This window comes from Microbacterium salitolerans (genome assembly GCF_019720895.1).
Taxonomy (GTDB): Bacteria; Actinomycetota; Actinomycetes; order Actinomycetales; family Microbacteriaceae; genus Microbacterium.
Genome location: NZ_JAHKSH010000003.1, coordinates 351,769 through 370,437 on the forward strand (window position 1 = coordinate 351,769; position 18,669 = coordinate 370,437).

At 71.0% G+C, this 18,669-nt stretch carries 18 protein-coding genes and 1 tRNA gene; 12 read left to right on the forward strand and 7 right to left on the reverse strand.

Features of this window, described 5'->3' with window-relative positions; all coding sequences use genetic code 11:
• Window positions 1-33: 33 nt before the first annotated feature.
• The 7 genes from KOL93_RS08190 to KOL93_RS08220 all read left to right on the forward strand — a co-directional run bounded on the left by KOL93_RS08190 (window position 34) and on the right by KOL93_RS08220 (window position 7,235).
• Window positions 34-717 (forward strand): GntR family transcriptional regulator, encoded by a 684-nt coding sequence (locus tag KOL93_RS08190; RefSeq protein ID WP_221585116.1) that lies wholly within the window; start codon window positions 34-36, stop codon window positions 715-717.
• Between the two features lie 82 nt (window positions 718-799).
• A complete protein-coding gene (locus KOL93_RS08195) occupies window positions 800-1,792 on the forward strand; it encodes a sugar phosphate isomerase/epimerase family protein (protein ID WP_221584848.1) in 993 nt (330 codons plus the stop codon).
• Window positions 1,793-1,829: 37 nt separating this feature from the next.
• Window positions 1,830-3,566: a dihydroxyacetone kinase family protein gene (locus KOL93_RS08200; RefSeq protein WP_221584849.1), complete on the forward strand. Its 1,737-nt coding sequence runs from the start codon at window positions 1,830-1,832 to the stop codon at window positions 3,564-3,566.
• Window positions 3,563-4,021: a ribose-5-phosphate isomerase gene (locus tag KOL93_RS08205; RefSeq protein WP_221584850.1), complete on the forward strand. Its 459-nt coding sequence runs from the start codon at window positions 3,563-3,565 to the stop codon at window positions 4,019-4,021. The genes KOL93_RS08200 and KOL93_RS08205 overlap by 4 nt, the downstream gene beginning before the upstream one ends.
• 46 nt (window positions 4,022-4,067) lie before the next feature.
• Entirely contained in the window at window positions 4,068-5,036 is a 969-nt protein-coding gene (locus tag KOL93_RS08210) for a 3-hydroxyacyl-CoA dehydrogenase family protein (RefSeq protein ID WP_221584851.1), read from the forward strand.
• Window positions 5,037-5,043: 7 nt separating this feature from the next.
• On the forward strand, window positions 5,044-5,799 hold the full coding sequence (locus KOL93_RS08215) for a triose-phosphate isomerase family protein (RefSeq protein ID WP_221584852.1): 756 nt from the start codon (window positions 5,044-5,046) through the stop codon (window positions 5,797-5,799).
• Window positions 5,800-5,819: 20 nt separating this feature from the next.
• Window positions 5,820-7,235, forward strand: coding sequence for a GntP family permease (locus KOL93_RS08220; protein WP_221584853.1), 1,416 nt, complete (start codon window positions 5,820-5,822; stop codon window positions 7,233-7,235).
• Between the two features lie 103 nt (window positions 7,236-7,338).
• On the opposite strand, the gene pcp is transcribed toward KOL93_RS08220, so the two are convergent.
• A complete protein-coding gene (pcp, locus tag KOL93_RS08225; protein ID WP_221584854.1) occupies window positions 7,339-7,977 on the reverse strand; it encodes a pyroglutamyl-peptidase I in 639 nt (212 codons plus the stop codon).
• Window positions 7,978-8,061: 84 nt separating this feature from the next.
• Between pcp and KOL93_RS08230 the strand changes: the two genes are divergently transcribed.
• A complete protein-coding gene (locus tag KOL93_RS08230) occupies window positions 8,062-9,048 on the forward strand; it encodes a malate dehydrogenase (RefSeq protein ID WP_221584855.1) in 987 nt (328 codons plus the stop codon).
• A gap of 3 nt (window positions 9,049-9,051) precedes the next feature.
• Here the strand turns inward: KOL93_RS08230 and KOL93_RS08235 are convergent, their stop codons facing one another.
• The gene (locus KOL93_RS08235; protein ID WP_221584856.1) at window positions 9,052-9,897 is read right to left on the reverse strand and encodes a helix-turn-helix transcriptional regulator; all 846 of its coding nucleotides are present in this window, start codon (window positions 9,895-9,897) and stop codon (window positions 9,052-9,054) included.
• Window positions 9,898-9,997: 100 nt separating this feature from the next.
• Here KOL93_RS08235 and KOL93_RS08240 point away from each other — a divergent pair, with 100 nt between their 5' ends.
• Window positions 9,998-10,828, forward strand: a complete 831-nt coding sequence (locus KOL93_RS08240; RefSeq protein ID WP_221584857.1) for an SDR family oxidoreductase — start codon at window positions 9,998-10,000, stop codon at window positions 10,826-10,828.
• Here KOL93_RS08240 and KOL93_RS08245 read toward each other — a convergent pair.
• The 3 genes from KOL93_RS08245 to KOL93_RS08255 are packed head-to-tail and all read right to left on the reverse strand — an operon-like array spanning window position 10,766 to window position 14,342.
• The gene (locus KOL93_RS08245) at window positions 10,766-11,680 is read right to left on the reverse strand and encodes a beta/alpha barrel domain-containing protein (RefSeq protein ID WP_221584858.1); all 915 of its coding nucleotides are present in this window, start codon (window positions 11,678-11,680) and stop codon (window positions 10,766-10,768) included. The two genes, KOL93_RS08240 and KOL93_RS08245, sit on opposite strands and share 63 nt — an antisense overlap.
• A complete protein-coding gene (locus KOL93_RS08250; protein ID WP_221584859.1) occupies window positions 11,677-12,903 on the reverse strand; it encodes a CaiB/BaiF CoA transferase family protein in 1,227 nt (408 codons plus the stop codon). The genes KOL93_RS08245 and KOL93_RS08250 overlap by 4 nt, the downstream gene beginning before the upstream one ends.
• A complete protein-coding gene (locus KOL93_RS08255) occupies window positions 12,903-14,342 on the reverse strand; it encodes a GntP family permease (protein WP_221584860.1) in 1,440 nt (479 codons plus the stop codon). The genes KOL93_RS08250 and KOL93_RS08255 overlap by 1 nt, the downstream gene beginning before the upstream one ends.
• Window positions 14,343-14,447: 105 nt before the next feature.
• Here KOL93_RS08255 and KOL93_RS08260 point away from each other — a divergent pair, with 105 nt between their 5' ends.
• Entirely contained in the window at window positions 14,448-15,221 is a 774-nt protein-coding gene (locus KOL93_RS08260; protein ID WP_221584861.1) for an IclR family transcriptional regulator, read from the forward strand.
• Between the two features lie 66 nt (window positions 15,222-15,287).
• On the opposite strand, the gene KOL93_RS08265 is transcribed toward KOL93_RS08260, so the two are convergent.
• Window positions 15,288-15,361, reverse strand: a tRNA-Gly gene (locus KOL93_RS08265).
• A 100-nt stretch (window positions 15,362-15,461) separates the two neighbouring features.
• Between KOL93_RS08265 and dcd the strand changes: the two genes are divergently transcribed.
• Complete coding sequence (gene dcd / locus KOL93_RS08270) at window positions 15,462-16,061, forward strand: dCTP deaminase (RefSeq protein ID WP_221584862.1); 600 nt, start codon at window positions 15,462-15,464, stop codon at window positions 16,059-16,061.
• Between the two features lie 442 nt (window positions 16,062-16,503).
• Window positions 16,504-17,331, forward strand: coding sequence for an endonuclease domain-containing protein (locus tag KOL93_RS08275; protein WP_221584863.1), 828 nt, complete (start codon window positions 16,504-16,506; stop codon window positions 17,329-17,331).
• Between the two features lie 344 nt (window positions 17,332-17,675).
• Here KOL93_RS08275 and KOL93_RS08280 read toward each other — a convergent pair whose 3' ends face one another.
• The gene (locus KOL93_RS08280; protein WP_221584864.1) at window positions 17,676-18,551 is read right to left on the reverse strand and encodes a glycerophosphodiester phosphodiesterase; all 876 of its coding nucleotides are present in this window, start codon (window positions 18,549-18,551) and stop codon (window positions 17,676-17,678) included.
• Window positions 18,552-18,669 lie beyond the last annotated feature (118 nt).

Consider the following 18,669-nt stretch of genomic DNA (forward strand, 5'->3'; position numbering starts at 1 on the left):
GTGCGGGTGACTTCCCCTTTCTCGGGCAGGCAGATGGCCAATCGCCAGGTGCTCGCCGATCACGTGCACGAGGAGCTGGTCGCGGCCCTGGTCGACGGTCGGTTCGAACCGGGGGCCGCCCTCTCGATCGAGGGGCTGGCGCGCGAACTCGGTGTCTCGCCGACGCCGGTGCGGGAGGCGCTGGCCCGCCTGGAGCACACGGGCATGGTGCGCCGCGCCGCCCTCAAGGGGTACCGTGTCGCGCCGCTGTTCACGCCGGAGGAGCTGGGCCAGCTCGCGGAAGCGCGGAAGGTGATCGAGGAGGCGAATGCCGAGGCGACATGCCGGCGGGCGACCCCGGAGCTCATCGCCGCGCTCGCGGAGACGATCGAGCGGCTGAAGACGGCGCCGACGGGGCGCTCCTACAGCGAGTTCCGCGACTACTGGAAGGCCGACGAGGACTTCCATCGTCTGATCGCCGAGCACGCGGGCAATCCCTTCCTCCTCGGCGCCTACCGCACCCTCGGGGGCCAGGCGCAGCGGTTCCGTCTCTTCGGCGGACTGGGTGTCACGGACGCGGACAGCGCGATCGCCGAGCACACGGCGATCCTGAGTGCGCTCGAGCGCGGCGACGCCGAGGGGGCTCGCACCGCGATGGATGCGCACCTCGAAGGCGTGCGCCGTCGTGCGGTCGCGGATACCGCCACCAAGGGCGCGGAGTCGGACGACGTCATCTGACAACCTGGCCACGAGGCCTTGACACCGCGCCACCTCGTCATGATCCTATAGGGAATAGGATCTACGACGAAGTGGACGATGCATGCCCTACACCGCCGACAACTGGCCCATCACTGCGGCGCTGCTGCAGTTCCCGCACGAGCTCCCGGGAGGGGGCACGATGCAGGACGCGGATCCGCAGCACTGGGTCGACGTGTTCCGCGAGGTGCGCGACGCGGGCTTCCGCGACGTCGACCTCTTCGACGGCTGGCTGCGCCCCGGCGACCTGAGCGCGACGCGACTCGACGAGCTCGCCGCGGCGACGCAGGAGGCGGGCGTCGGCGCTCCCGCGATCAGCGCCATCCGCCGCAGCGTCATCGACGCCGAGCACGCCGACGAGAACCTCGCCTACAGTCACCGCACGCTCGAGGCGGCGGCGCGGCTCGGGTGCGAGGTCGTGTCGTTCGGCCTCCACCAGCCGCTCACCGCCGAGCAGCAGAAGCAGCTGTGGTTCTGGACGGTCGAGGGCCACAAGGATCCCCTCGGCGACGACGAGGTGCGCCGGACCGCCGTGTCGCGCCTTCGAGAGCTCGGCCAGCACGCGGCCGAGCTCGGCCTGCTCGTCTCGCTCGAGATGTACGAGGACACCTTCCTCGGCACGGGAGAGTCGGCTGTGCGCATGGTGCAGGACATCGACCTGCCCAACGTGGGCCTCAACCCCGACCTCGGCAACCTCGTGCGTCTGCACCGGCCGATCGAGGACATCCACGAGCTCATCCGCACGACCATGCCGTACGCGAACTACTGGCACGTCAAGAACTACCTGCGCGATGAGAACGTGGCCGGAGGGCTGTACGCGACGATGCCCGCGCCCCTCGAGACGGGCGTCATCAGCTATCGCGAGGCCGTCAGGGTCGCGCTCGCTCACGGCTTCCAGGGCATCATCTGCGCCGAGCACTACGGCGGTGACGGACTCTCCGTCTCGGCGACGAATCAGGAGTTCCTGCGCCGGCGGATCCTTCCTCAGACCGAGGACTACGCGCTCGGCACTCCGCTCGTGGCGCAGGGGCGCCAGACGCCGACACCTCTCTCCTGACCAGACGCCTTCGCCGACTCCTCGAGGGGCAGCAGACATGACCCGACTGTTCGATGATCCGACCCAGTTCGCCGATGCCGCCATCGACGGCCTCGTCGCCGCGCACCGCCGCGTGCTCGCGCGCGTCGACGGCGGCGTGGTGCGCGCGACCGAGATGTCCGACGATCAGGTGGCCGTCGTGATCGGGGGAGGGTCGGGACACTATCCGGCGTTCGCGGGTCTCGTCGGGCCGGGCGGGGCGGCGGGCTCCGCGTGCGGAAACCTCTTCGCCTCGCCGTCGGCCGGCCAGGTCCACCGCGTGGCGACGGCGGCCGCGAACGGCGGCGGCGTCCTGCTCAGCTTCGGAAACTACGCCGGAGACGTGCTGCATTTCGGGCAGGCGCAGGAGCGCCTGAACGCGGAGGGCATCGAGACGCGCACGGTGCTCGTCACGGACGACATCGCGAGCGCCCCCGCCGAGCGGATCGACGAGCGCCGCGGCATCGCCGGCGGGCTCGTCGTCTACAAGGTCGCCGGCGCCGCGAGCGAGGAGGGAGCGGATCTCGATGAGGTCGAGCGCCTGGCGCGCAGGGCCAACGCCCGCACGCGCTCGCTCGGCGCCGCCTTCGACGGATGCACACTGCCCGGTGCCGACGACGCCCTGTTCCACGTGCCCGAGGGCAGGATGTCGCTCGGGCTCGGGATCCACGGCGAACCGGGCATCTCCGAGCACGACCTCCCGACCTCGTCCGAGCTGGCGGACCTGCTGGTCGGCCGGCTGCTGGGGGAGATTCCGGAGGGGGCGGGCGCACGCGTGGTGCCGATCCTCAACGGGCTGGGCACCGTGAAGTATGAGGAGCTCTTCGTCCTGTTCGGCCACGTCGACCGGCTGCTCGCCGACGCCGGATACGAGGTCGTCGAGCCCGAGTGCGGCGAGTTCGTCACGAGCCTCGACATGGCGGGCGTCTCGCTCACGCTGTTCTGGGTCGACGACGAGCTCGAGCGCCTCTGGACGGCGCCCGCGGAGACGCCTGCGTTCCGTCGCGGCTTCGTCGCCGAGGGGAGGCGCCGCGCGTTCGAGACCGCCGCCGGCGACGAGACGGCCCAGGAGGATCCCACGGCCGCGTCGGCCGCCGCAGGAGAAGCCGCGGCCGAACTGATCGAGGCGACGCGCGCCGTCGTCGAAGACCACGAGGACGAACTGGGCGAACTCGACGCGATCGCGGGCGATGGCGATCACGGCATCGGCATGCGCCGAGGGGCGGAGGCCGCCGCAGCCGCTGCACGCGCCGCAGCCGGGGTCACCGTCGCCGAGGTCTTCGTCGCGGCCGGAGACGCGTGGAGCGAGAAGGCGGGCGGCACGTCCGGCGCTCTGTGGGGATCCGGTCTCGCCGCGGTGGGACGCGCGCTCGGCAATCGAGACGCCTACGCGGCAGACGACGCCGTCGTCGCCGCCGAGGCCTTCCGAGACGCGGTGGTCAGGCTCGGCGGGGCGGAGCTCGGCGACAAGACCATGGTCGACGCACTCGTGCCCTGGGCGGGCGCCGTCGCCGAGTCCGTCGCGGCCGGCGGATCCGTCGCCGACGCGCTCGCCGCGGGTGCCGATGCCGCCGCCGCCGCGGCCGTCGAGACCGCGGACCTCCTGCCGAAGAAGGGGCGCGCCCGCCCCCTCGCCGAGAAGTCACGGGGCCACCCCGACCCCGGTGCGCACTCGTTCGCGCTGATCGCACGCGGCGTGGCCGCGCGCTTCGGGGAGCTCGCCGATCGATCGAACCACGAGGGAGAGAAGCCATGAGCGAGAAGTTCAGGATCATCGTCGGCAACGACGAGGCCGGCGTCGAGTACAAGAATGCGCTGAAGGCGCTGCTGGAGGCGGACGAGCGCGTCGAATCCGTGCTCGACGTGGGCGTCGGATCCGGCGACGGCACCGCCTACCCGCACGTCGCGGTCGCCGCGGCGCGCAAGGTCGCGGCGGGGGAGGCCGACCGGGCGCTGCTGATCTGCGGCACGGGCCTCGGCGTGGCGATCTCGGCGAACAAGGTGCCGGGGATCCGCGCCGTGACCGCCCACGACGCGTACTCCGTCGAGCGATCCGTGCTCAGCAACGACGCGCAGGTGCTGACCTTCGGTCAGCGCGTGATCGGCCTGGAGCTCGCCAAGAAGCTCACGACCGAGTGGCTCGGCCATCGGTTCGACCCGACCAGCGCCTCCGCCGCCAAGGTGGACGCGATCTGCTCGTACGAGGCCTGAGCGCCGCAGGCGCCCGGCACAGACACCCCATCGACAAGGACGTGGAATGGACATCAAGGTCGCAATCATCGGATCCGGCTACATGGGCGGCGGCATCGGCCAGGTGCTCGCCCTCGCCGGCGCGCAGGTGGCTCTCGCGGACGCATCGGCGGACGTCGCGCGGAAGAACCTCGAGCGCCTGCTGACGGAGTCGGCTGACTTCGAGGCGCAGGGGCTGTTCCCCGCGGGGGCGACCGAGACGCTGACGCGCAACCTCTCCGCGGCCGGATCCCTCGAGGAGGCGGTCACGGGGGCCGCCTTCGTGGAGGAGGCCGTGCCGGAGATCCTCGATCTGAAGCAGGACATCCTGCGCCAGATCAGCGCCGCCGCGGCCCCCGACGCGATCATCGGATCGAACACGTCGACCATCTCGATTGCGGACATGGCGACCGCCGTCGAGCACCCCGAGCGCTTCCTCGGCGTGCATTTCTCGAACCCGTCGCCGTTCATCCCCGGCGTCGAGATCATTCCGCACGCGGCGACGAGCGAGGCGACGGTCGCCGCCGCACGCGCCTACGTGGAAGAGACCGGCAAGGAGACCGCCGTCGTCAAGGATGTGACGGGCTTCGTGCTGAACCGCCTGCAGTACGCGCTGTTCCACGAGGCCACCCAGCTCGTGGAAGAGGGCGTCGCCGACCCCGAGGACATCGACACGCTCGTGCGCACGACCTTCGGCTTCCGACTGCCGTTCTTCGGACCGTTCGTCATCGCCGACATGGCAGGGCTCGACGTCTACGACTTCTGCTACAAGTCGCTGCAGAAGGACTTCCCCGAGCGCTTCGCGACGCCGAAGATCCTCGCGGAGAAGATCGAGGAGGGCCGGCTCGGCACGAAGACCGGAGGCGGCTTCCTCGATGTGCCCGCCGACAAGCTCGCCGACCTCATCGCGTACCGCAACAAGGCCTACGTCGAGATGGGGCGGCTGCTGAAGGAGCTCGGGCCCGCGCCCGTCGCGGCCGACGACCGGGCGGAGTGAGCGCCGTATGCCGTCACGTCCCCTGGTCATCGGCGTCAGCACGAAGATGTACCTGGGATACGCACGCTCCCTCGCGTGGCTGGATGGCGTGCGGCGAGAGCTCCTGAGTCGCCAGCTCGACGGCGTCGAGACCTTCGTCGCGCCGTCGTTTCCGCTCCTCGAGTCGGCGGCACGGATCCTCGACGAGACGGGATGCCGCATCGCCGCGCAGAACTGCGCCGGATTCGTCGGCATGGACCGGGCGGGCGGCGCCGCCACGGGCGAGGTGCCGGCCGGGATGCTCGCCGAGCTCGGGGTGCGGATCGTCGAGATCGGCCACGCCGAGCGCCGCGCGCTGTTCGGCGAGACGGACGAGGTCGTGGCGGCGAAGACGCGCGCCGCGCTCGCCGCCGGACTCACCCCGCTCCTGTGCATCGGCGAGACCGCTCACGGATCCCCAGAGGAGGCCGCCGCCGTCTGCCTCGCGCAGGCCGACGCGACGCTCGGCGACGCGGATCCTGCGTCCGTCCTGTTCGCCTACGAGCCCGTCTGGGCGATCGGCGCGGCAGATCCCGCCGACCCCGCGCACGTCGGGGACGTCCTCGTGCGGATCCGGACTCGACTCGCCCGCCGCTCGTCGGGAGCGGTGCGCATCATCTACGGCGGAAGCGCGCGTCCGGGCCTGCTTCCCCGCCTCCCGGAGGCGGACGGCCTGTTCCTGGGCCGATTCGCGCACGATCCGGTGAACTTCGGCGCCGTGCTCGACGACGCGCTCGCCGCCTGACCCCCTCGAAGGAGACCTGAATGCTCTCGTCTGTCCTGCCCGCGGCGACGACGCCGCCGGAGGCCGCGCTTCCCGTCCCGGTGCTGCTGCTGATCGCGGTCGCCGCCATCGCAGTCCTGCTGTTCCTCATCATGAAGGTGCGGCTGCACGCCTTCTTCTCGCTCATCATCGTGAGCCTGCTCACGGCCGTCGCGGCCGGCGTCACCGCCGACCAGCTGCTCGACACCATCGTCGGGCCGTTCGGTCGGACGCTCGGCGGCGTCGCGATGCTCGTCGGCTTCGGCGCCGTCCTCGGACGCATCGTCGAGACGTCGGGCGGGGCGCAGGTCATCAGCGACAAGCTCCTCGCCCTGTTCGGCGAGAAGCGCGCGCCGCTCGCGCTGTCCGTCGCGTCGCTGCTGTTCGGCTTCCCGATCTTCCTCGACGCCGGCTTCGTGGTGATGCTGCCGATCATCTACACCGTGGCACGGCGCATGGGCGGCGGGCTGCTGCTCTACGCGCTCCCCTCCGCCGGCGCGTTCCTCGTGATGCACGGCCTCATGCCGCCCCACCCCGGTCCCGTCGCGGCGGCGGGCATCCTCGGCGCCGATGTCGGCATCGTCCTCATGGTGGGCCTGCTCGTCGGCCTGCCCACCTGGTACCTCGCGGGGTATCGCCTCGCGCTCGTCCTCGCGAAGCGCAACCCGGGGATCCCCGTTCCGACGCTGCTCGGCGAGCCACCGAAGGACGACCCGAACCCGCCGAAGTTCGGCCTCGTGCTGCTCCTCCTCCTGCTGCCCCTCGTGCTGATCTTCCTCAACACGGGCCTGACGACGCTCCAGGCGACGGGGGCGATCCCCGAGGACGCGGTGTGGGCGCAGGTCGCGATCTTCATCGGGAACACGCCGATCGCCCTGCTGATCTCCACGCTCCTGGCGATGTACTTCCTCGTGGTGCGCCGCCACGACGGCCCGATCGGCGGCGCCATCGAGAAGGTCGTCGACGACGCCCTCGCTCCGGTCTGCTCGATCATCCTCATCACGGGAGCCGGCGGCGTCTTCGGTGGGGTCCTCACGGCCACCGGCATCGGCACCGCGATGGCGGAGTCGCTGCAGGCCGTCGGGATGCCGCTGATCCTCGCCGCCTTCGTCATCGCGGTCATCATGCGCGTGGCGCAGGGATCCGCCACCGTCGCGGGCACGACGGCCGCGGGCCTCATGGCGCCGGCCGTCGCCGCCTCGGGTGAGCAGAGCCCCATCGCCCTCGCCTGCATCGTCATCGCGATCGCCTCGGGCGCCATCGGCTTCTCGCACGTCAACGACTCGGGGTTCTGGCTCGTCAGCCGCTTCCTCGAGATCTCGACGAAGCAGGCGCTCGGCACGTGGACCGTCATCTCGACCGCCATCGGCATCATGGGCTTCGCCCTCAGCTGGGTGGTCTACGCCCTGGCCAGCTGAGGTCGGCGGCTGGCCGCGGAATCACGCCCCGAGTCGCTGACGATGCGCTGGTGCGCTGGCTTTTTGGCCAGATCCCGCCCGGTGTCGACGAATGTTCAGCGGCTCAGTGCAGCGCGCCCGCGGAACCCGCGATGTCGCCATCCTGCTCGAGCGCGGTGCGGATCGCGAGCTCCAGCGCCCGCACGATCGCGGCGGAGGGGAGCGACGGGGATCCCTCGGGCGCCGTCTCGTGCGACCACGGCACGTGGACGAAGCCCGCGCGCATGCCGGGGGCCCGCGCCGCCTCGTGCAGGGCGACGTACATGACGTGATTGCAGACGAAGGTTCCCGCCGAGTGCGAGACGGCGGAGGGGATCCCCTCGTCGCGGATCCGCTCGGCGATCGCCTTCACGGGCAGCGTCGAGAAGTGCGCGGCTGGACCGCCCTCGATGCTCGGCAGGTCGACGGGCTGGTCTCGGTCATTGTCGGGGATCCCCGCGTCGCGCAGATTGATCGCCACGCGCTCGGGCGCGACCTGGGTGCGCCTGCCCGCAAGGCCGGTCGCGATGACGACGTCGGGTTCGCAGCCGGCGATGAGGGTGCGGATCCGCTCGCCCGCCGCGTCGAAGGCCACGGGCAGGATGTCGGTGACGAGCGTCGCCGGCCCTCCCCACCGCGCGGCGACCTCGCGAACGGCCTCGCCCGACGGGTTGCGCGGGTCGTCGGCGAACGGCTCGAAGCCCGTCAGGAGGATCGTCGTCATCCTCCCCACTTTATGATTCCCGCATCCCTTTCCGTCGCGGCGCTCGCGTGCGACGCTGGCGGCACGACGACGCGAGGAGAGCACATGCCCACGACGACCGTGACCGTGACCGTGACGGGGGCCGCCGGCCAGATCGGATACGCCCTGCTGTTCCGCATCGCCGCGGGGGAGATGCTGGGGCGCGACACCCGCGTACGGCTGAGGCTGCTCGAGATCCCCGCCGCCGTGCGCGCGGCCGAGGGCACGGCGATGGAGCTCGACGACGGGGCGTTCCCGCTGCTCGACGGCATCGAGGTGACCGACGATGCGCGCACCGCGTTCGACGGCACGAGCGTCGCGCTGCTCGTCGGCGCCCGCCCCCGCACGCAGGGGATGGAGCGCGGCGACCTGCTCGAGGCGAACGGCGGGATCTTCGGGCCCCAGGGGGCGGCGATCGCGGCGGGAGCGGCGAGCGACGTGCGCGTGCTCGTGGTCGGCAACCCCGCCAACACGAACGCGCTCATCGCTCAGCGGCATGCCGACGGCGTGCCGCCCGAGCGCTTCACGGCCATGACGCGCCTCGATCACAACCGCGCGCTCAGCCGCCTCGCCGCGCACACCGGCTCCCGCGTCGACGAGATCTCGCGCCTCGCGATCTGGGGCAACCACTCCGCGACGCAGTACCCCGACCTCTCGCGCGCGCGCATCGCCGGCCGCCCTGCGCTCGCCGCGGTGGATCGCGACTGGGTCGAGAACGACTTCATCCCCGGTGTCGCGACCCGGGGAGCCGCGATCATCGAGGCCCGCGGCGCGTCGTCGGCGGCCTCGGCGGCGTCGGGCGCGATCGACCACGTGCGGGACTGGATCAACGGCACTCCGGACGGCGACTGGACCTCGGCCGCGATCCCTTCGGACGGGTCCTACGGCGTGCCGGAGGGGCTCATCAGCTCGTTCCCCGTGACGTCGCGGGACGGCGAGTGGCGGATCGTCGAGGGTCTCGAGATCGACGCGTTCTCGCGGGAGCGGATCGACGCGTCGGTCGCCGAGCTCGAGGAGGAGCGGGAGGCCGTCGCGGCGATGGGGCTCGTGTGACCGTCACCCGTCCGACATGGGCTGCGACCCGATGACGGCGAGCAGATCGAGCTGGCGGGCGGCGTCCGTGTGCGGTGGGGCGGAGAGCACGAGCAGCACCTGGCGCGCGTCCTCGGTGAACAGCGCCTGACAGTCGACCTCGATGGGGCCGAGCTCGGGATGGATGAGCGTCTTGTGCTCGGGGAAGAGAGGCCCGACTTCGTGCGCCTGCCACAGGGTCTCGAACTCCGGCGACTGCGCGCGCAGGATCCGCGCCAGCGCGCCCGCGCGTGACGAGGACCCCGTCGCCCCGTACGCCGCGCGGAGGGCCGCGACCTGTGCGCGGCTCTGTCGCGGGCGATCGTCCTCGGGGTAGCGGGAGCGCTCGAGCTCAGGCGACAGGAACCACCGGTAGACGGCGCTGCGCTCCCAGCCCGTGTACGGGGAGGCATCGCCGAAGAGGGCGCGCGCTGGCCCGTTCTGGACGAGCGTCTCGCCGAGGGCGGAGAGGATCAGGGCGGGAGTGTCGGCGAGCCGGTCGAGCGTGCGCAGCAGACCGGGAGCGACGTGATCGAGGTCGCCCGTCGGATCGGGGGCGCTGTGCCCGGCGACGCGGAAGAGATAGTCGCGCTCGGCGGACGTCAGGCGCAGGGCGCGCGCGAGCGACTGCAGCATCTGCGTGCTCGGCTGCGGGCCGCGACGCTGCTCGAGTCGCGTGTAGTAGTCGGTCGACATCGTCGCGAGCTGAGCGACCTCTTCGCGGCGCAGCCCGGCGGTGCGACGGCGGGCGCCCGCGCTCAGCCCGAGGTCGGCCGGCTGCAGGGCGCCGCGACGGGCGACGAGGAACTCCGACAGCGCTTCACGATCCACGGGAGAAGTCTCCCGCACCTGCGGGGCGCGAGCCAGGGATCCCGGATCCCCCGATGGGCGCGGCCTGGATGCGGATCCGCTCGGGCGCGAGTCTCGGATCATGCAGATCACAGGGAACACCATCTTCATCCCGGGCGGGACCCGCGGCATCGGAGCGGCTCTCGCCGTGCGGCTCGCGGACCGCGGCAACATCGTCATCGTCGGAGGTCGACGGCCTGAGTCGGCCCCCGCTCATCCCCGGATCCATGCCGTCGCGCTCGACACGAGCGACGCGGCGAGCATCGAGCGCGCGTCGGCGGAGGTCATCGCGGCGCACCCCGACGTCAACGTGCTGATCGCGATGGCGGGCATCATGCGTGCGGAGGACTGGACGCGTCGCGATGGCTTCCTCGCCACGGCCGAGGAGATCGTCACGATGAACGTGCTCGGTCCGATCCGGCTCATCGCGGGGTTCGTCGAGCACCTGCGCACACGGGCCGACGCAACGATCATGACGGTCTCGTCCGGCCTCGCCTTCGCGCCGCTGCGCGTGACGCCGACGTACAACGCGTCGAAGGCGGCCATGCACATGCTGAGCGAGTCGCTGCGCCTGCAGCTCGCCGGCACGAGCGTGCGCGTGCAGGAGCTCGTGCCGCCGGCGGTGCAGACGGATCTCATGCCCGGCCACGCCGAGAATCCGACCGCCATGCCGCTCGACGCGTTCGCCGACGAGGTGATCGCGCTGATCGAGGCGGATCCCGAGGCGCACGAGATCCAGGTCGAGCGCGTCGGGTTCCTCCGGTACGGCGAGGCGCGCGGCGACTACGCCCAGGTGGTGCAGGCGCTCAACGCGTCGGATCCGCACGCGAACCGAGCCGCCGATCGCGCGTCACTCGGGGAGGACCCAGGGGAAGGCCTTCGCGCGACTGCGGGCACCCGAGCGGGCGCGTGAGCGGTTCGGCTCCTCGAGCGTCGTCGTGAGCTCCTCGCCGAGGCGGACGACCTCCCCGAAGGAGTCGGGCGTCAGCCAGTCGGGTCGGAACGCGAAGAGCAGATCCTCCGTCGCCGTGTTGCCTGATGCGCCGGGGGCGAACGGGCACCCGCCGAGCCCGCCGAGCGCGCCGTCGACGACCGTGGCGCCGCCGTCGGCGGCGGCGGCGGCGTTCACCACGCCGAGGCCCCACGTGTCGTGGCCGTGATAGACGACTCCGAGCCCCGCGCGCTCGCGCGCGGCGAGGCCGACGCGGGCGCGCACCTCGGACGGGTGGGCCTGTCCGAGCGTGTCGCAGATGACGACGTCGACGGCGCCCTCCGTGCGAGGGTCGGTCAGGATCCCCGCGATCCGCTCGACCGGGACGTCGCCCTCGAACGGGCACGTGAACGACGTCGCGATGCACAGCTGCACGCTGCCCTCGACGTCGGCCGCCGCCGCGATCGCGTCCGGCATGGCGGCCAGCGACGCCTCGGTGTCGCGTCCGATGTTCGCGCGGTTGTGACTGTCGGAGGCGGAGAAGCAGTACTGGAAGCGGCGGACGCCCGCCGCGGCGGCCCGCTCGACGTGGCGCGGGGTCGCGACCCACACCCAGACGCGGTCGCGCTCCTCCGGGTTCAGCGCGGCCACCACGTCGAGGGTGTCCGCGAGCGTCGGCACGAGGTCAGGTCGCGCCATGGAGCCGACCTCGATGTGCTCGACGCCGAGGGCGAAGAGCTCGCGGACGAGCCGCACCTTGCGCGCGGTCGGCAGCGGCTTTCCGGCGAGCTGCAGGCCGTCGCGCAGCGTGACGTCGCGGTACTGGAGCGTCATCGGAGTGCCTCCTCGTAGGCGTCGATCCGGTCGGGGTCCCAGCCGAGCTCGGACAGGACGTCGCGCGTGTGCTCTCCGAGGTCGGGACCGACGTGGGAGATGGGAAGGGAGCGTCCGCCGAAGACGGGGACGATCCCGGGGAAGCCGACGCCCTCGCGCACCTCGGCGCCGTCGTGCACGTCGAACCGCTGGATCATGTCGCGTGCGGCGTACTGCTCGTCGGCGCAGACGTCCTCGGCGGTGTAGATGGGGCCCGAGGGAACGCCGGCTTCGTCGAGCACGCTGAGGGCATCGGTGCTCGTCCGCGTCGCCGCCCACGCGCCGATCGCCTCGTCGAGCCGGTCGCGGGCCTCCCAGCGGCCCTCGTTCGACTGCAGGGCCGGATCCTCGGCGAGGTCGTCGCGCCCGATCGCGCGCATGTACCGCTCATAGATCGAGTCGCCGTTGCCGGCGACGACGATGCTCCGGCCGTCTGCGCACAGGTACGCGTTGGATGGCGCGATCCCCTGCATGCGCCCGCCGGTGCGCTCGCGCCGCACGCCGTACGCCTCCCAGTCGGGCACGAGCGACTCGGTCACCGACAGCATCGCCTCGTTGAGCGCGACGTCGATCACCCTCTCGTCGAACGTCGTCGCGTTGGTCCTGCCGGACTCCCGCAGGCGATCGAACAGCGACATCACGACTCCGAAGGCGGCGTAGATGCCGGCGATCGTGTCGCCGATCGAGACGCCCGTGCGGCTCGGGGGACGGCCCGGCTCGCCGACGAGCTCGCGGAATCCGCCGTAGGCCTCCGCGACGGCGGCGAACCCGGGACGGGGCGAGAGCGGGCCGCTCTGGCCGAACGCCGAGATCCGCGCGACGACGAGCGCCGGGTTGGTCTGCTCGAGGACCTCGTTCGTGAGACCCCATCGGTCGAGGGTCCCCGGACGGAAGTTCTCCAGGAGCACGTCGGCGGAGCGGACGAGGTCGAGGATGATCTCGCGCCCCTCCTCGCTGCGCAGATCCACGACGACGGATCGCTTTCCGCGGTTGATCGTGCGGAACAGCATCGAGGTGTCGCCCTGCTGCAGGCGCCAGCGTCGCAGCTCGTCTCCGGAGCGCGGGCGCTCGACCTTGACGACGTCGGCGCCGAAGTCGGCGAGCAGGCGCCCGGCCGTCGGGGCCGCGATGTAGTTGCCGAGCTCGAGGACGCGCACGCCGTCGAGCGGACGAGGATCGGTCATCAGAGGAACACCGCCAGGAGGAGGGTCATCGCCAGAGCGATGACGGATGCGAGGGAGACGCCGACGGTCACGGTCTTGAGCGCGCCCCGGACAGATTGTCCGAGGAACGACTGAAGCAGCCAGAACGTATTCGAGGTCACGTGGATGCAGAAGAGCGCGCCCGCGCCGGCCGCCAGGGCGATCAGCAGCGGGTTCATCCCCATCGTCGCGGCGGCCGGTGCGATGACGCCCGCCGCCGTGATCGCCGACAGTGTGACGGATCCCACGGCCACGTGCAGGACGGCGGCCATCGCCCAGACCACGAGCAGCGGCGCGAACGTGGTCGCCTGGAAGTAGCCCTGCAGGATCTCGCCGAGATCTCCCTGCGCGATGACCGCGGCCAGGGATCCGCCGATCCCGGTGAGGGCGAAGATCTGCCCGCCGTCCTGGAAGCCCTTGACGAGCGACTTCTCGATGCGCTTCGTGCCGACGGCTCCGCGCCCGATGACGCCCGTCGCGACGACCGCGAGGAGCAGGGCGATGACGGGGGAGCCGAGGAACTGCATCACGGGCACCTCGACCTCGATCACCGTGAGCACGGCCTGTGCGGCGATCAGGAGCAGCGCGCTGAGCATCGGCGCGAACAGGAGCAGCAGGGGTCGCTCGGTCTCGATGTGCTCGGCGGCCGCGACGGATCCGCGCGGCACGCCGCCGATCGAGGTGCGCACCGTCCCCGTGCGGGTGCGATCGATTCGCGGGCCGTCGGCGACCGGCTCGCCGGCGGCGGGCTCCTCGGCGGGCTCCTCGTCGACCACGGCCTTCTCGTCCTTCTCCGGGTTCCAGAAGCCGAGTCGGAACCCGATCGACATGAACAGGATCGTCAGGGCGACGGTGGGGATGACGACGACGAGACCGCCGAGCAGCATGACGCCGAGCGGGACGCCGAGCAGGCCGGCGAGCGCGACCGCGGCGAAGCCGGGGACCATCATGACAATCCCCACCTCCAGGCCGACGGCGAACGTCACGCCCATGATGCCCGTGCCGTTCCGGCCCAGTCGCGGAGCGATCCGCCGGGCGAGCGGCGCCGCGATCACGATCATGACGTCGATGAAGATCGTCTGGAGATACGTCGCGAACGAGAGCCCCAGCGCGTACGCGACCCCGCGCCGGCCGAAGACGCGCAGGAGACCGTCGACGAGCCGCGTGATGGCGCCCATCTCGTTCAGCATCGCTCCGATGAGGACGCCCCAGGCGATGAGCAGGCCGGCCTCCATCATCACGTCGCCGAAGCCCTGCGTCATCGTGGCGACGGTGTCCACGGGGCCGAGGCCCGTGAGGAGGCCGATGCCGGCGGCGCCGAGCGCGAGGGCGATGACGGGATTGATGCGGAACCGGACGATCGCGAACACCACCGCGACGATGACGAGGCCGACGACCCCCAGGGTGTACCACTCGTGCACTGTGACCTCTCCTTTGAAGCGTCAGCGACGTTCGATTGAACTTCCACACTGTAGGACGGATCCCACGATGTAGGCAAGGTGCGAGCGCTCACCTATGATCGGCGCATGGCAGAACAGCCGCTTCTGGTCCTCGCGAAGATCACGGCGATCCTCGACGCGTTCACGCTCGCGCAGCCGGTGCGGTCCGCGTCGGAGATCCGCGAGATCACCGGAATGCCCGGGTCCACGACGCACCGCCTGCTCGCCAACCTGGTCGACCACGGATTCCTCGAGCGCGTCGGCGAGCAGTACCGGATCGGCGTGAAGATGGCCTACTGGGCGGGCCCCGCGACGCGGGCGCTCGACTTCGTCGAGGCCCTCGCTCCGCAGCTGCAGGCGCTTCGCGACGAGACCGGAGAGACGGCCTGCTTCTTCCGGGAGGAACAGGGCGCTCGCGTGTGCACGGGCGTCGCAGAGACCCGGCACGGCCTCAAGCAGGAGATGTACGTGGGGCGGATCCAGCCGGTGCACGTCGGCAGCTCGGGGCGGGTCATCCTCGCGTGGAGCGACGACCTCCTCGACGAGATCACCTCACACGGCGATCTCCCCGCGCTCACGGGGGCGACCATCACGGATCCCGAGGTGCTGCGTCGCGCCGTGGAGCAGACGCGCGTCTCCGGATACGCGATCACCGTCGGCGAGCGACTCGAGGCGGCGTCCGGTCTCGCCGCCCCGGTCTTCGATCAGCACGCGGCTCTCGTGGGTGCTCTCACGGTGATGGGTCCCACGCTGCGGATGCCCAGAGAGGTCTGCGAGCAGATGGTCGATGCCGTGGTCACCGCGGCCGACGCCCTCACCGCCGTGTTCGGCGGACGGAAGCCTCGCGCGTCGACTGGCTGACGCGCGGGGGGCGTGGGGAAATGCAACGAACCCTGGGGGCGCTCTGCGCCTCCCAGGGTTCTGTGTTGGAGGGGCTGACGGGAATCGAACCCGCGCTGTCTGCTTGGGAAGCAGAAGTTCTGCCATTGAACTACAGCCCCGCATCCGGTGCGTGACCGGATAGACCGAGACTACCCCGCTTCGACGACGGCCCGCAAAGCGCGCGCGGCTCGCGGCCGCTCGCGCCGTAGACTCGGATCCGTGCTGCTCTCCGATCGCGACATCCACGCCGAACTCGATGCCGAGCGGATCCGCCTCGATCCGCTGGATCGCGGCATGGTGCAGCCGTCGAGCGTCGACGTGCGCATCGACCGGTACTTCCGCCTCTTCAGCAATCACAAGTATCCGTTCATCGACCCGGCGGAGGACCAGCCCGACCTCACGCACCTCGTCGATGTCGAGCCCGACGAGGCGTTCATCCTGCACCCCGGCGAGTTCGTGCTGGCGAGCACATTCGAGACTGTCACGCTGCCCGACGACGTCGCTGCGCGCCTCGAGGGCAAGTCATCGCTCGGGCGCCTCGGCCTCCTCACGCACTCGACGGCGGGCTTCATCGACCCCGGGTTCTCGGGTCACGTGACGCTCGAGCTGTCGAACGTCGCCACCCTCCCCATCAAGCTCTGGCCGGGCATGAAGATCGGGCAGCTCTGCTTCTTCCGTCTGTCGTCGCCCACCGAGAACCCCTACGGCACGTCCGGCAACCGCTACCAGGGCCAGCGCGGGCCGACGGCGAGCCGCTCCCACCTCCGGTTCCAGCGCAGCGACGTATCGGTCACCGACGCCGGGTCTCGCGGAGAGTAGCCCCGCCCCTCCCTGAGGAGATGTGCGCTTCTGAGGAGGGATCCGCGTGTGCGGGTCCTCGACTCGGCACATCTCCTCATCCGGGCACGGGCACAGGAATCGGCGCGGCGCGGAGGCCCGTGGCGCGTTCCTGAGGAGATGTGCGTTTCTGAGGACGGATCCGCGCGCACGGGTCCTCAACTCGGCACATCTCCTCATCCGGGCACAGGAATGGGCGCGGCGCGAAGGCCCGTGGCGCGTTCGTGAGGAGATGTGTGCTTCTGAGGAGGGATCCGCGCGTGTGGGTCTTCAGCACAGCGCGCGGAGGGGTGAGAGGCGCGCCGGCACGTCAGGTGCCGCAACGTGTGCACAGGCGGGAATCTGATCGAGTTGTCCACAGGTGTCGCGAGATCATGAGGGAGGGCGGATCCTCCGGTTCGCCGAACCCGCCACGATGACGGGGATGAAGCTCTCTCAGGACATGGCCGACCTCGGTGGCGTCGCGCGGATCACCGACCTGCGCACGCGCGGTCACGGGCGTCGTGCGGTCGAGGGCGCGGTGGCCCGCGGCGAGCTCACGCGTCCGCGGCGCGGCTGGGTGGCGCTGCCGACAGCTGATCCGATGCTCGTGCACGCGTCGCGCTCGGGGGTCGTGCTGTCCTGCATCACGCAGGCCACGCGACTCGGTCTCTGGGTGACGCGGCACGAGGCGGTTCACGTCGCCGCGGATCCGCGGTCGGGTGGTGTCCGTCTCGATCGCGCCCGCTCTCACGTGCACTGGGCCCGACCCGTCGTCGAGCGCGTGCCGGGATCCCTCGAGGATCCGGTGCAGAACGTGCTTGCGCTCACCGCGGACTGTCTGCCGCGAGAGGACGCCGTCGCGACATGGGAGTCGGCGTTCCACCAGGAGATCACGAGCCGTGCCGCGATGCTCGCCCTGCCCCTCAAGCGGGCGGCGCGCGAGGTGGCGGAACGGGCGACGCCGTTCTCTGACGCCGGGACAGAGAGCATCTTCATCCAACGGCTGAGCTGGTTGAAGGTGCGCATCGTCCAACAGGTCTGGCTTCACGGTCATCGCGTGGACGCGCTCGTCGGGGATCGACTCGTCGTTCAGGTCGACGGCGGCCATCACGTCGGCGCGCAGCGCGACTCCGACATCGCGCATGACGCGAAGCTCAAACTGGCGGGCTACCACGTGATCCGCGTGAGCTACCGCCAGCTGATGCACGACTGGCCCGCGGTGCAGCAGCTCATCCTCGAGGCGATCGCCCAGGGGCTCCATCTCGCCTGAGGACATGTGCGCTTTGAGGGGGATCCGCGTGTGCGGGTCCTCAACCCGGCGCGTGTCCTCGGTGCGGCGCGGGTGCCGGCCAGCGCGGTGCGTTCGTGAGGAGATGTGCGCATGTGAGGAGGGTTCCGCGTGTGCGGATCCTCAACCCGGCACATGTCCTCATCTCGGCAGGGGCACAGGTGAGCCCGTGGCGCGTGCGTGAGGAGATGCGCGCTTCTGAGGACGGATCCGCCCGCACGGGTCCTCATCCCGGCGCATCTCCTCATCCCCGCGCGCAGCGCCTCTCCGGGGATCCCGGCACGCGAAAGGGGCCCGGCCGCAGCCGAGCCCCCGCGTGCGTGGTGTTACTTTCGCGCCTGGAGCACGTCGAAGACGACGTCGGGCACGTCGCTGATGAGGCCGTCCACGTCGGCGTCGAGCAGGCGGTGCATCGTCGGCTCGTCGTTGACCGTGTAGACGTTCGTCTTCATGCCGGCGTCGTGGATGGCCTCCACGTATTCCGGCGTCACCGCGTTCTTGTTCGGGTTGACCTCGTCGGCCCACTCGCCGTACGCGGCCATGGACTCGACCGGGACGGTGCCGAGCAGCCCGGTCGGGGTCTCCGGCGAGATCTCGTTGTAGGTCTCCATCGACTCCCAGTCGAAGCTCTGGACCGAGAGGCGACCCGAGTTGAGCGCCGAGTTGACGTAGCCCGGGTACGACGCGAAGACGTCGTAGACGGCCTGCTCGACGCCCGGGTGGAGTTCGGGGCTCTTGAGCTCCATGATGATGCCGCTGCGGGATCCGCGGACCTGCTCGACCATCTCGGCGAGCGTGGGGATCTGCTCGCCCGCGAACTCCTCGCCGAACCAGGAGCCGGCATCGAGCTGCTTGAGCTCGTCGAGCGTGTAGTCGCCGACGAAGTGCGACGCGCGGTCGGGGAAGACCTCTTCGACGTTCGTCGTGCGCGTCAGCGTCGTGTCGTGGAGGAGCACGGGCACGCCGTCCTTCGAGAGCTGCACGTCCGACTCGATGAGCGTCGCGCGCTGCTCGATGCCGACCCGGAACGCCGAGAGCGTGTTCTCGGGCGCGTACGCCGAGGCGCCGCGGTGCGCGATGACCGTGGTCGAGACATGCTCGGGCTGTCCGGGCTCGCCCGGGGCCGCGGAAGCGGGAACGGCGACGAGCGAGAGTCCGACGGCGGCGACGGCGCCGGCTCCGACGAGGTGGCGGATGCGCATGGGTTCTCCTTGAGATGCGGGTGAGGATCCGGGCGGATCCGCCCCTCACGCTGGCCGCATGCCGTGACCATTCCGTGATCTGCGTCTGGATGACAGGTGACGATTTGCGTGCCATGGC

Bases quoted from the DNA above. Each gene is read 5' to 3' on its own strand.
- KOL93_RS08230 (WP_221584855.1), top strand. From the start codon at position 8,062: ATGCCCACGACGACCGTGACCGTGACCGTGACGGGGGCCGCCGGCCAG.
- pcp (WP_221584854.1), bottom strand. From the start codon at position 7,977: ATGACGACGATCCTCCTGACGGGCTTCGAGCCGTTCGCCGACGACCCG.
- KOL93_RS08250 (WP_221584859.1), bottom strand. From the start codon at position 12,903: ATGACCGATCCTCGTCCGCTCGACGGCGTGCGCGTCCTCGAGCTCGGC.
- KOL93_RS08260 (WP_221584861.1), top strand. From the start codon at position 14,448: ATGGCAGAACAGCCGCTTCTGGTCCTCGCGAAGATCACGGCGATCCTC.
- KOL93_RS08190 (WP_221585116.1), top strand. From the start codon at position 34: ATGGCCAATCGCCAGGTGCTCGCCGATCACGTGCACGAGGAGCTGGTC.
- KOL93_RS08215 (WP_221584852.1), top strand. From the start codon at position 5,044: ATGCCGTCACGTCCCCTGGTCATCGGCGTCAGCACGAAGATGTACCTG.
- KOL93_RS08220 (WP_221584853.1), top strand. From the start codon at position 5,820: ATGCTCTCGTCTGTCCTGCCCGCGGCGACGACGCCGCCGGAGGCCGCG.
- KOL93_RS08275 (WP_221584863.1), top strand. From the start codon at position 16,504: ATGAAGCTCTCTCAGGACATGGCCGACCTCGGTGGCGTCGCGCGGATC.
- KOL93_RS08245 (WP_221584858.1), bottom strand. From the start codon at position 11,680: ATGACGCTCCAGTACCGCGACGTCACGCTGCGCGACGGCCTGCAGCTC.
- KOL93_RS08210 (WP_221584851.1), top strand. From the start codon at position 4,068: ATGGACATCAAGGTCGCAATCATCGGATCCGGCTACATGGGCGGCGGC.
- KOL93_RS08200 (WP_221584849.1), top strand. From the start codon at position 1,830: ATGACCCGACTGTTCGATGATCCGACCCAGTTCGCCGATGCCGCCATC.
- KOL93_RS08280 (WP_221584864.1), bottom strand. From the start codon at position 18,551: ATGCGCATCCGCCACCTCGTCGGAGCCGGCGCCGTCGCCGCCGTCGGA.
- KOL93_RS08195 (WP_221584848.1), top strand. From the start codon at position 800: ATGCCCTACACCGCCGACAACTGGCCCATCACTGCGGCGCTGCTGCAG.
- KOL93_RS08240 (WP_221584857.1), top strand. From the start codon at position 9,998: ATGCAGATCACAGGGAACACCATCTTCATCCCGGGCGGGACCCGCGGC.
- KOL93_RS08205 (WP_221584850.1), top strand. From the start codon at position 3,563: ATGAGCGAGAAGTTCAGGATCATCGTCGGCAACGACGAGGCCGGCGTC.